At 49.8% G+C, this 12,121-nt stretch carries 13 protein-coding genes; 12 read left to right on the top strand and 1 reads right to left on the bottom strand.

Features of this window, described 5'->3' with window-relative positions; translation table 11 throughout:
* Window positions 1-23: 23 nt before the first annotated feature.
* From ACO5Z0_RS09710 to ACO5Z0_RS09680, 7 genes are all read left to right on the top strand, one after another.
* The gene (locus tag ACO5Z0_RS09710) at window positions 24-758 is read left to right on the top strand and encodes a virulence protein (RefSeq protein WP_485650138.1); all 735 of its coding nucleotides are present in this window, start codon (window positions 24-26) and stop codon (window positions 756-758) included.
* On the top strand, window positions 742-978 hold the full coding sequence (locus ACO5Z0_RS09705; RefSeq protein WP_485650137.1) for a DUF4314 domain-containing protein: 237 nt from the start codon (window positions 742-744) through the stop codon (window positions 976-978). The genes ACO5Z0_RS09710 and ACO5Z0_RS09705 overlap by 17 nt, the downstream gene beginning before the upstream one ends.
* Window positions 975-1,160 (top strand): DUF5049 domain-containing protein, encoded by a 186-nt coding sequence (locus ACO5Z0_RS09700; protein WP_485650136.1) that lies wholly within the window; start codon window positions 975-977, stop codon window positions 1,158-1,160. Before ACO5Z0_RS09705 ends, ACO5Z0_RS09700 begins: the two co-directional genes overlap by 4 nt.
* 117 nt (window positions 1,161-1,277) lie before the next feature.
* Window positions 1,278-2,231 (top strand): amidoligase family protein, encoded by a 954-nt coding sequence (locus tag ACO5Z0_RS09695; protein WP_485650135.1) that lies wholly within the window; start codon window positions 1,278-1,280, stop codon window positions 2,229-2,231.
* Window positions 2,232-2,351: 120 nt separating this feature from the next.
* Complete coding sequence (locus ACO5Z0_RS09690) at window positions 2,352-2,843, top strand: gamma-glutamylcyclotransferase family protein (protein WP_485650134.1); 492 nt, start codon at window positions 2,352-2,354, stop codon at window positions 2,841-2,843.
* A 97-nt stretch (window positions 2,844-2,940) separates the two neighbouring features.
* Window positions 2,941-3,165, top strand: a complete 225-nt coding sequence (locus ACO5Z0_RS09685; protein ID WP_485650133.1) for a DUF7678 domain-containing protein — start codon at window positions 2,941-2,943, stop codon at window positions 3,163-3,165.
* Window positions 3,166-3,266: 101 nt separating this feature from the next.
* The gene (locus ACO5Z0_RS09680) at window positions 3,267-5,888 is read left to right on the top strand and encodes a terminase large subunit (protein ID WP_485650132.1); all 2,622 of its coding nucleotides are present in this window, start codon (window positions 3,267-3,269) and stop codon (window positions 5,886-5,888) included.
* A 109-nt stretch (window positions 5,889-5,997) separates the two neighbouring features.
* Here ACO5Z0_RS09680 and ACO5Z0_RS09675 read toward each other — a convergent pair whose 3' ends face one another.
* Window positions 5,998-7,521 carry an SEC-C metal-binding domain-containing protein gene (locus ACO5Z0_RS09675; protein WP_485650131.1) on the bottom strand — a complete coding sequence of 508 codons (1,524 nt, stop codon included), beginning with the start codon at window positions 7,519-7,521 and terminating at the stop codon, window positions 5,998-6,000.
* Window positions 7,522-7,651: 130 nt separating this feature from the next.
* On the opposite strand from ACO5Z0_RS09675, the gene ACO5Z0_RS09670 reads away from it, so the two are divergent.
* The 5 genes from ACO5Z0_RS09670 to ACO5Z0_RS09650 all read left to right on the top strand — a co-directional run bounded on the left by ACO5Z0_RS09670 (window position 7,652) and on the right by ACO5Z0_RS09650 (window position 12,066).
* The gene (locus tag ACO5Z0_RS09670; RefSeq protein ID WP_485650130.1) at window positions 7,652-7,930 is read left to right on the top strand and encodes a transposase; all 279 of its coding nucleotides are present in this window, start codon (window positions 7,652-7,654) and stop codon (window positions 7,928-7,930) included.
* Window positions 7,876-8,790, top strand: a complete 915-nt coding sequence (locus ACO5Z0_RS09665) for an IS3 family transposase (RefSeq protein ID WP_485650162.1) — start codon at window positions 7,876-7,878, stop codon at window positions 8,788-8,790. The genes ACO5Z0_RS09670 and ACO5Z0_RS09665 overlap by 55 nt, the downstream gene beginning before the upstream one ends.
* 142 nt (window positions 8,791-8,932) lie before the next feature.
* Entirely contained in the window at window positions 8,933-10,192 is a 1,260-nt protein-coding gene (locus tag ACO5Z0_RS09660) for a phage portal protein (protein WP_485650129.1), read from the top strand.
* Window positions 10,182-10,877, top strand: coding sequence for a head maturation protease, ClpP-related (locus ACO5Z0_RS09655; RefSeq protein WP_485650128.1), 696 nt, complete (start codon window positions 10,182-10,184; stop codon window positions 10,875-10,877). Before ACO5Z0_RS09660 ends, ACO5Z0_RS09655 begins: the two co-directional genes overlap by 11 nt.
* Window positions 10,878-10,890: 13 nt before the next feature.
* Complete coding sequence (locus tag ACO5Z0_RS09650; RefSeq protein WP_485650127.1) at window positions 10,891-12,066, top strand: phage major capsid protein; 1,176 nt, start codon at window positions 10,891-10,893, stop codon at window positions 12,064-12,066.
* Window positions 12,067-12,121: the final 55 nt, after the last annotated feature.

Here is a 12,121-nt window from a genome sequence, read left to right as displayed (position 1 = left end):
CTATTTCAAGGGAGGATTGCACCATGAAGATTCATTACAACATCACGAAGGAGCAGCGGAAGAAACTGGTCGAGGTCGTCGGCAAAGCACTCGGAAAACAGCCTGTCTACTGCGGAGCGCCGACATTTTCTTACCGGGTGGGCGAGGTAGAGATTACGCCGGACGGAAGCATTTGCAACGAGGACGCGGCGGAGGTCGAGCGCGTGCGCACGGCGCTTCTGGAAGCAGGATTTGTCGCCGAAGAAGATGAACCCGAGATGCTAACGGCAGAAGTGGAGACAGCGGGAGCGGCAGCAGTGGAGACAGCGGCAATGACCGATGACGAGGACAAGCTCACTATCAGTCTCCCGCGCAGCTTCCTCACGGAGACGGCTCTGAAGAATCTGGACGCGCTCCTTGCCAGCAAAGGGAAGCTGATTCAAAAGGCGTTCAACATCGAGAAAGCGACGTACACTCGGACCGAAGAAACGATCAAGTTCGCATGGTTTCACGGAAAGATTGCCGAAGATACGGTACGCGCTTACACGGATTTCATCAGCAAGCTCTGCGAAATGGCGCAGAAGCAGAAACGCGCCATGGCGAAGGAGAAGCCGACGGAGAACGAGAAATACACTTTCCGCTGCTTCCTGCTGCGTCTCGGCATGATCGGCGATGATTACAAGACGAGCCGCAGGATTTTGCTGCAGAACCTCACGGGCAGCAGCGCGTTCAAATGCGGGCATCGGAAGGAGGCGGCAAACTGTGAAGTTTCCGAGTAGGGAGCAGATCGCCGCGCTTCGACAAAAATATCCGAAAGGGACGATGGTGGAGCTTATCTCGATGGAGGACATGCAAGCTCCGCCTCCCCACACCCTTGGCGAAGTGCAGGGCGTAGACGACGCGGGGCAGATTCTCGTGCATTGGCAGACAGGCTCTTCGCTGAACTTGCTTCCGGGCATCGACTCTTTCCGCATCGTAAGAGGAGAAAGCAATCCATGAGTGACGAGGTTTTTCGCCAGATCATGGCCATTCGCGATACCGGGCGCGTGAATATGTTCGACGTTCCTGCCGTCCAGCGCATGGCTTTCGAGAGCGGCTTCTACGAACTGGTCTGCTTCATCGAGGAACATCGAGAAGCGTATATACACTTCATTCTGACGGGAGAGGGGCCATTGCCTTAAAACATCTCTCGAAATCCCCAAGTATACACAAATATTCGCTTGCTATATGTGTCTTTCAGAGGCATATATGTACATGAAAAAAGAAAACAGGGCAAGCAAAGAAAGGGGATTTCAAAAATGAAAGAGACCACCGCACGGCAGATTGAGAACATGAATAACCAGACCATCGGCGTGGAAGTCGAAATGTACGGCATCAGCCGCAGCAAGGCAGCCAAGATTGCCGCCGAGTTTTTCGGCACCGGCAACTACGAGGATACCGCCAGCGAAAACGGCTACCACACTTGGAGCGCATGGGATGCCCAAGGACGCGAGTGGAAATTCCAGAGGGATGTCAGCATCAAGGCACGGAACAGCAGCGAACAGACCGAATTGGTCACGCCGATCCTGACCTACGCCGACATCGAAAACTTGCAGGAACTCATCCGGCGGCTGCGCCACGAGGGAGCGAAAAGCAACCCCGCACATATGTGTGGAGTCCACATCCACATCGGGAAAGCCGACCACACGCCCCAAACCCTCCGCAACCTTGCCAACCTGATGGCAAGCCACGAGAGCCTCCTGATTGCCGCCATGCGGATTGACCAGAGCCGCATCGGACGCTACTGCCGGACGGTCAACCCCAACTTCCTCGAACGGCTCAACAAGGAAAAGCCCAAGACGATGGAGGAGTTAGCGGACATTTGGTACGAAGGAAACTACGCCAGCCACGGACGCGACCACCATTACAACGACAGCCGCTATCATTGCCTCAATTACCACGCAACCTTCACCAAGGGGACGATTGAATTCCGGCTTTTCCAATTCGCCAACCCCACGGCGGAGCGCAAGGGCGGCTTGCACGGTGGAGAACTCAAGAGTTACATCCGGCTTTGCCTCGCCCTTTCCGAGATGGCCAAGAGCCTCAAGACCGCAAGCCCCAAGGAGCCGCAACATGAGAATTCGAAATTCGCGATGAGGACTTGGCTGATGCGGATGGGATTCATCGGCGAAGAGTTCGCCACGGCAAGGGACATCCTGACCCGGAACCTTGCCGGGGATGCAGCCTTCCGCTTTGGAAGAAACATCCACTAAGCACTAAGACCCCAAACCACCCGCCGGATGGCGGGCTTGGGGTGGTAGAAGCCAAGTTATTATGGCAAGTTATTATGACAAGTGGATGTTGCTTCGAGAGCAGAAGGGAGATTGATGGACATGAAGGGAAGAATTTACATCGCCTACGGCTCGAACATGAGCGTGGAGCAAATGAAGTTTCGTTGCCCGGAGGCGCAGCTTTTGGGGACGGGGTTGCTTGATGGCTGGCGGCTGATGTTCAAGGGTAGTCTTACGGGAGCCTACGCCACCATCGAGCGGGAAAAGGGACTCACCATGCCGATTCTCCTTTGGCGCATTTCGGCTGCCGACGAGGAGCGGCTTGACCGCTATGAGGGATTCCCTTCCTTCTACTACAAGCGGACAATCCAAGCCGTGAAAACCGATGAGCATGGGGCAAAATGCGGACTTACTCGCGGCATGGCCTACATCATGCACGAGGAGCGGAAATTTGGAATTCCATCTGGGCATTACCTCCGCATCCTCGAACAAGCCTATAAGGAGTTCGGCTTTGACGAGAAAATCCTCGGCGATGCCTACGATTACAGCCAGCCGGAGAGTCTTTCGGCTGAGGATTTGCCCTGTCTTTGGTAAAGTATACACGCTGAATCGCTTGCAATCTCTCGGGAAGTACGGGAATATGTGACTGCCGAAAGGGAAAAGCACAGAGCAAGCGAAGGAGGGAACGACCATGTGGAGCAAAGGCAGCATCGAGATTGACGGAACGAAAGTACAGTATTGGGTAAAGCATTTCGAGGAAGGCTCGGAATGGGGCATTGACGGCGGCAGGATTTCCAAACTGGAATGCCGCGCCGACGGTAAGATGCTCCTGCATTACGAGCGTGGGTGGGACATGGAGCCGGAAACGGAGCTTGGCTACCGAGCCTACGCCATTTTGACGAAGATGTACAACTGAAAAACGAAACCAACCGAGCGCAGCCCTTCGGGGCTGTTCCTCGTACAGATAGATTTTGGGAGTCGCTTATGGCGGCTCCTTTTTGATGGGAGGTGATTTGCTTGCGGAAATTGACCGATTACACGCCGACAAAATTCATGGCTAAGGATTCCCGCTACGATGCCGATGCCGCAGATTATGCGGTGGGATTCATCGAGTGTCTCTGCCATACCAAGGGGACATGGGCAGGAAAGCCCTTCGACCTCATTGACTGGCAGGAGCGGATAATCCGTGACCTTTTCGGCATCATTAAGAAAAACGGCTACTGTCAATTCAATACAGCCTATGTTGAAATTCCGAAAAAGCAAGGAAAGCAGTTAGCCTTGGACACCAAAATTCCTACGCCGGGCGGCTTTGCCACGATGGGAGACTTGCAAGTCGGCGATACCGTTTTCGATGAGAACGGTCATCCCTGCCGTGTGGTAGCCAAGAGCGAGGTTGACGATACAGAGCAAGCCTATCGGCTGACTTTCCGTGACGGCTCCTCCATTGTAGCCGGAGAACGGCATCTTTGGAATGTGGAATACATCGTGGGCAAGACCAAGCCTTTTCTGTGGACAACGGGCGAGATTTATCGGCGCACGATGAGACATAGGGAGCGGAACAAGCATGATGTGCATGAGGCACTTCGCTCCGTTATTCGCATTCCCGTTGGAAAGCCCCTTCAAACGGCAGAGCGTGATTTGCCGATAGATCCATACCTGTACGGATACTGGCTGGGGAACGGATGCGCCACCAAGCCGGAAATCACCGTGTGCGATGGAGATTTGCAGGCGGTTATGGCAAATATTCCGTATCGTGCCTACAACACTATCTGTCAGCCGGGGAGTGTCCGTGTATATTATCACGAACTTCGGAAAATCCTCGTGCCGACCTTTCGTGATAAGGTTATCCCAGCGGCTTATTTTCGAGCCTCCGAAAATAAGCGGTGGGAGCTTTTGCAAGGGCTGATGGATTCCGATGGATGCATTGGCAGACGCAAGGCGCAAAGCGTTTATGTCAGCACCGTAAAGCAGCTTGCCGAAACTGTCAGGGAACTTTTATGGAGCCTTGGAATCAAGAACTCCATGACCGAATCTCCCTCGACACGCTACGGAGAGCCAACGGGTGAAACGCTTTATACCATTCGGTTTACCACTTTTACCGACCAACCAACATCAAAGCTGCATAGGAAAATCTGCCGGAAACGGGAGCGGGTAAAGAAAACTCGCTCCTGTTTTCATTATCTGGAAAATATCGAGCCGCTCTACGGGAAAATCCCAATGCAGTGCATTCAGGTGGACAGCACCAGCCATTGTTATTTGGCGGGAGAATCTTTCGTTCCGACTCATAATAGTGAGCTTGCCGCAGCAGTCGCTCTCCTGCTTTGTTGCGGAGATGGCGAGGAACGAGCTGAAGTGTACGGATGTGCGGCAGATCGCCAACAGGCAAGCATTGTCTTTGAGGTTGCCGCCGATATGGTGCGGATATGTCCGGCACTCAATAAGCGGGTGAAAATCCTCGCATCCCAAAAGCGTATGGTGTATGCGCCCACCAACAGTTTCTACCAAGTCTTGTCCGCCGAGGCTTATTCCAAGCATGGCTTCAACATCCACGGCGTGGTGTTCGATGAGCTTCACACTCAGCCCAACAGGAAACTTTTCGATGTCATGACCAAAGGTTCCGGCGATGCCCGTATGCAGCCGTTGTATTTCCTCATCACGACCGCCGGGACGGACACGCAAAGTATCTGCTACGAAACGCACCAGAAGGCTCTCGACATTTTGGAGGGACGGAAGTTTGACCCCACATTCTACCCGGTCATCTACGGAGCGAGTGCCGATGAAGACTGGACTTCTCCTGCCGCGTGGAAGAAGGCAAATCCCTCCCTTGGAATCACCGTAGGCATCGACAAAGTACAGGCGGCTTGCGAGTCAGCCAAGCAGAATCCCGGCGAAGAAAACTCCTTCCGGCAACTTCGGCTGAATCAATGGGTAAAGCAGAGCATAAGATGGATGCCGATGAACAAGTGGGATGCCTGTGCCTTCAAGATTGATGAGGATGACCTCGAAGGGCGTGTCTGCTACGGCGGCTTGGACTTATCCTCCACCACGGACATCACGGCGTTTGTCTTGGTGTTCCCGCCGATGGATGCCGATGACAAATACGCCGTTCTTCCTCATTTTTGGATCCCAGAGGACAATATCGACCTCCGTGTGCGCCGCGACCATGTTCCCTATGACCTTTGGGAGCGACAAGGTTCCCTCCAGACTACCGAGGGCAATGTGGTGCATTACGGCTTCATCGAGAAATTCATCGAGCGGCTGGGGGAGCGGTTTAACATCCGTGAGATTGCTTTCGACCGCTGGGGGGCGGTGCAGATGGTTCAGAATCTGGAGGGAATGGGCTTTACCGTGGTTCCTTTTGGGCAGGGCTTTGCGTCCATGTCACCGCCCACCAAGGAGCTCATGAAACTGGTGCTGGAAGAGAAAATCGCCCACGGTGGCCATCCGGTGCTCAGGTGGAATATGGACAACATCTTCATCCGCACCGACCCCGCAGGGAACATCAAGGCCGACAAAGCAAAAAGCACGGAGAAGATTGACGGGGCGATTGCCCTCATCATGGCTCTTGACCGTGCAATTCGATGTGGGAATGATAATGGGGAAAGCGTTTATGACAGCCGGGGCGTGTTGGTGTTCTGATTATACATTTAGGTCTTTGTTGAGACCATAGTAGGAATTAACATAGAATGAACATTAAATCAATCTATTATAGACTCCTATAGAGTCGGACTGAAGAGTTTCTTTTGTTTTAATTCAGTCTCCTTCCACAACACTTCTTATATTTCATTCCTGATCCGCATGGACATATATCATTAGGGCTAATTTTAATCATATTTCTATATGTTCTACTTTTTAGTTCTGTATTAGTACCAACAATCTTAAGGCTACTAGGTGTAATACCTTTTAAACCAAGTATTAATATTTGAAATCTATAAATTAACTCATAAATGACTGCCAAACTTTTATACATTTGCCAAATATAATAACAAATCTCTTTAAGTGATCTATTCGTGCATTTCGTCTTGTCCTTCGCATCTATAAAATTGATTATTTGGCCATATGTATTAGCCACCTCATGAGCATCATAACTGAAATGTCCGATACCATTTCTTACGTCTTTATCAAGATATTTTCCTATTAGTTTTTCACATGGTTCTAGATCTGAAATGTAATTAACTATTTTACCATGTACGCTCTCAGTTATTAACCCTTCTAATACTCTTCCTTTAAAAATATTGGTGCTGTCATTACGCAGTATTCTAAAATCACCTCTGGTGAAGATATTGTCCAAACCGGCTACGAGTCCCATTGTTCGGCATATATGCTCATACAGATCAACATATAGACTTTTTACATCTTCAAAAGAAGCTGTGGTTATAACCCTAGCACTCTTTAATATTGCATTGGTAGATTTATAGTAATTTACGCCTATGACTGGTAGTAGATACTCAATATTATCCATGATCCTTTGTTGAAGCTTTACTGTATCTCGCTGCCACCGATTCAAATTTCCAACACGGTTAAGTAGCAAAGCCAATCCTACAACTTGATATTTATGATCTTTCACTGCCTTTGAGAAGATTTCTTGAGCTTGTAAGAGATGATCCTTTCCAATCTCATTCATATACTGACTTTGATTTACATAAAGCATAATACGCAACTCATCAGCGTCATTCTCCATGGGGAAATGTTGTGCTGACATTCGCATATCTCGGCGAACAACATTTTCTAATGCCTTCTTATTCTTAGCCGCATATAAATCATTGCAGTTTTTAACAAGTTGTAATCCATCAGATTTATACGTCAGTATCCTTTGAAATTCCATCCTATACTCTTCATAATTTTCTATCTCAATAGTAGTACGAATAAAAGGAGATATAGGCATAGTATCAAATGCGTCATAAACACTACTTGGTGGATTTGTGAGAAATTCGGGAGAAATAGAAATAATTTGACTTATTTGCTTCAAGTTCAATCGTTTAATCTCTTCAGTAGATAATTGCTTTGCGTTTTTAAAATGAATATCTTTTTCATTCCATTCCCCGTTAAGAGTCACGCCACATTTGCATTTGAATCTTATTGGATGATGATTAATAAATCCCATCTGATATTTAAGATTTGTAATCTTTTCACATATATCACATTTTAAATATAAATTAATAACCATCAATGTCCCTCCATATATTAAAACCTTCTTCTCTAGAAAAATTATTATCAACAAAGTTTGTTTAATAGTGCGGTCTATTTCTTTCGACAAATCCTTCTTTAACAAACAGTAACACTTTACAACATTTGAATTTAATCACAATACATTGCGACTGGTTTTATGATGCTAGTATGAATTAGTGGACACGAAAAGTGCGACACAGTAAAATTGCCTTAAGAAAGGATGTGTGTTGCACATGGCCCGCAATAGCAAACACTACGCTGAAGAATTTAAGCAACAAATCATTGAGCTACATCTGGCTGGTAAGCCAGTTGCAGAACTCGCGGCTGAATATGGCTTGGTTGAACAAACAATTTACAAATGGAAAAAGATCTATGCTCCTACAATCGAGGTGGATGAAAACAAATCCATTTCCTTGAAAGAATATCGGGCCATCCAAAAGAAAATGCGTGAACTGGAATTGGAGAACGAGATATTAAAAAAAGCTACAGCCATATTCGCCAAAAAACAATAAATCAAATCGTTGCTTTCATAACAGAATATCAAAATGTATATCCAATTAAACTCATGTGCAAGATGCTTCACTTTAATCGTAGTACCTATTACAAGGTAATACATCATGTCTCTTCAACGAGAGCATCCGAAACACAGCAGCTTGATGCAGATATTTTGAGGATATACTACGATACAAAACGCCGCTATGGAGCACCTAAGATTTATAAAGATTTACACGGTAATGGCTGGCATATCAGCTTAAAACGTGTACAGCGAAGAATGGCTGCCATAGGCATTGGTTCTGTAGTAATTAAAAAGTACCGTCACTTCTCGAATAACCATCCGGTAGAAGAGAAGGAAAATATATTGAACCAGGATTTTAAGACCACTGGAATCAATCAAAAATGGTGTACAGATATCACGTATATCGCAACAAAGAAAGATGGATGGACATACTTGGCATCTGTCATGGACTTATACAGCCGCAAGATCATCGGCTGGGCCTATGACACATCAATGACAGCTGAACTTGCAGTTAAAGCCGTCGAGAATGCGTGTCTGAATGTTTCTAACCCGGAAGGTATTATCCTTCAAAGTGATCTTGGGGCTCAATACACGAGTGATCAGTTTGAAAGCTATCTTGCAAAGAAAAAGATCCGGCATTCGTTTAGTCGTAAGGGATGTCCTTACGACAATGCATGCATTGAATCGTTTCATTCCTTACTGAAGAAAGAGGAAGCTAATCTTCGGGAATATAAAGATGCAAAAGAAGCTTTCAATAGCATCTTTGAGTATATTGAGTCTTGGTATAACCACAAAAGAAAACATAGTAGCCTAGGCTACAAGACACCAGATGAGGTTCACATGCTGAGAGCCTGATTTAATAGTCGCAATTTTGGTGTCCACTTTATTGACTTAGATCCATTAATTGTGAAAAACATATTGTGGTAAGAGCGAAAAGTTGGAAAGTGGAGATCAAATAATCACCCTTGCTGTTAAAAGTTTAAGGAGCGTGATACATATGGGAATTTTCAGTTGGCTCTTGCGCTCACGGGACAATCCCACCAATAGCTACCACTTCAGCGGCTGGCCGTTCGTGTTCGGCAAGTCTGCCGCCGGAGCCAAGGTCAACGAATTCACAGCCATGCAGACCACGGCGGTTTACGCCTGCGTCCGCATCTTGGCGGAGTCCATCGCCGGGCTTCCGCTTCATTTGTATGAATATCGAGGGAACGGGAAGGAGCGAGTGCCGGGGCATCCGCTCTATTTTCTTCTCCACGACTCGCCCAACCCCGAAATGACCTCTTTCATATTTCGAGAGACAGCGATGATTCACCTGCTCCTGTGGGGAAATTCCTACGCACAAATTTTGCGTGATGGGCGAGGACGCGTGATGGGGCTGTACCCGCTTCTGCCCAATCGCATGAGTGTCGGACGCGATGAATCTGGGGAAATCGTTTACACTTACACACCGATGAGCGAGTCCAATCCGCATCTCAAAGGACAGCGGCAGATTACTCTGCGGCGTGAGGATGTGCTCCATATTCCGGGACTCGGCTTCGATGGTCTTGTCGGCTACAGTCCCATCGCCATGGCGAAGAACGCCATCGGGATTGCCCTTGCGACGGAGGAATACGGCGCAGCCTTTTTCAAGAACGGTGCGCGTCCGGGCGGCGTTCTGGAACATCCGGGAGTCTTGAAAGATCCATCGAAGCTCCGTGAAAGCTGGCACGCCGTCTACGGTGGCACGATGAACACGGGCAGGATTGCTGTGCTCGAAGAAGGCGTCAAGTATCAGCAGATTGCCATACCGCCCGAAGAAGCGCAGTTCCTTGAGACGAGGAAGTTCCAGATCGACGAGATTGCGAGGCTCTATCGCGTGCCGCCGCACATGATCGGTGACTTGGAAAAATCCAGCTTCAACAATATCGAGCAGCAGTCGTTGGAGTTCGTAAAGTACACGTTGAATCCGTGGGTGGTGCGCTGGGAGCAGTCGCTGCAGAAAGCACTGCTTACGGATAAGGAGCGGAAGGAATATTTCATCCGCTTCAAAGTGGACGGGCTTTTGCGCGGGGACTACAAGAGCCGCATGGAGGGATATGCCATCGGCAGACAGAACGGCTGGCTTTCCGCCAACGACATCCGAAGCCTCGAAGACCTCAATCCAATTGAGGGTGAAGAAGGCGGCGACCTCTATCTCATCAACGGCAGTATGACGAAGCTCAAGGATGCGGGGTTGTTTGCGAATAAACAGCAGTGGGGGGAAAATGATGAAACGTAAATTTTGGAACTGGGTGCGAAACGAGGGGGAGAAGCGCACACTGCTCCTTGACGGCGAGATTTCGGATGAGACATGGTTCGGCGATGAAGTCACGCCTGCCATCTTCCGCGAGGAGCTTCATGCAGGAAAGGGAGATGTCGTTCTCTGGATCAATTCGCCCGGCGGCGACTGCTTTGCGGCGGCGCAGATCTACAACATGCTGATGGACTATTCGGGCAGTGTCACGGTCAAGATTGACGGACTTGCGGCATCGGCGGCATCCGTCATCGCGATGGCAGGCTCGACCGTGGAAATATCTCCCGTAGGCATGATATTAGTCCACAACCCTATGACCGTTTCCATCGGCGATGTGCAGGAGATGGAACGCGCCATCGCACTGCTTGCCGAGGTCAAGGAGAGCATCATCAATGCCTACGAAATCAAGACGGGAATGTCGCGTGCGAAGATTTCGAGGCTTATGGATGCTGAGACGTGGATGAATGCGAAGAAGGCGGTGGAACTGGGTTTTGCCGATGCCGTTCTCAATGGAGAGAAGAATCGCCCGATAAGCGATGAGGCGGATGGCCTGATCTTCTCTCGCGCCGCCGTCACCAACTCCCTGCTCTCGAAATTCGGGCAGGGCAGGCAGCTGAACAAAGTCGATGCAGAGTCGCTGAAAAAGCGGCTCTTTTCTATTGCACACTGAGGGGGAAAATAAAATGGATAAGATTTTGGCAATGCGTGAAAAGCGTGCGGCTCTCTGGGAGCAGGCGAAGGCGTTCTTGGATGAACACACGCAGGAAGGAAGTCTCTCGGCGGAGGATGCCAAGGCATACGAACAGATGGAAAACGAGGTTCTCGCGCTCGGCAAGGACATCGAGCGTATGGAGCGTCAGGCGATTCTCGATGTGGAAATGGCAAAACCGACGGCGGCGGCAATCACCAATATGCCGGGCGCGTCTTTGGACAAGGACAAGCAGGGCAGGGCGAGCGATACCTACCGCGCCGCAATGCTCAAGGCGCTGCGCACGAACTTTCGCCAAGTTGAGAATGTGCTGCAGGAAGGCACGGACGCAAGCGGCGGTTATCTTGTGCCGGAGGAATACGACAAGCGCCTCATTGACATCCTCAGCGAGGAAAATGTCCTGCGTTCCCTTGCAACGACGATCACGACGAGCGGCGAGCACAAGATCAACATCGCGGCCACGAAGCCTGCGGCATCTTGGATTGAGGAAGGCGCACCACTCACCTTCGGCGATGCGACCTTCGATCAGATCGTCCTCGACGCGCACAAGCTGCACGTTGCAGTCAAGGTCACAGAAGAACTTCTCTACGACAATGCCTTCAACCTTGAAAACTACCTCATTGAGCAGTTCGGCAAGGCTCTAGGCAATGCCGAAGAGGATGCTTTCCTCAATGGCGACGGCGTGCATAAACCGAAGGGGCTTCTCGCTACGGGGCAGCCTTCCCTCACCACAGCGGCGGCAGACATCAAGGCAGACGAACTTGTGACACTCGTCTACAGCCTCAAGCGTCCCTACCGCAAGAATGCGGCGTTCCTCGTCAACGACCAGACGCTCGCCGCCATCCGCAAGCTCAAGGACAACAATGGCGCGTATCTCTGGCAGCCTTCGTACCAGATGGGCGAACCCGACCGTCTGCTCGGATACCCCGTTCACACCTCGGCATATATGCCGGCGGCTGCAGCAGGGAAGATCGCACTTGCTTTCGGCGACTATGCCTACTACAACATCGGCGATCGCGGCACGCGCTCTTTGCAGGAACTCAAGGAGCTTTTTGCGGGGAACGGCATGGTGGCCTACCTTATGAAGGAGCGCGTCGACGGCAAGCTCGTGCTGGCGGAAGCCGTGCAGCTGTTGAAGATCAAGGGATAAGGAAAAGGAAGAGCCGCTACATCAATGGGTGCAGCGGCTTCTTCTTTGATGGAAA

This window comes from Selenomonas sp. (assembly GCF_057272215.1).
This window is presented reverse-complemented; position numbering and strand designations above follow the sequence as displayed.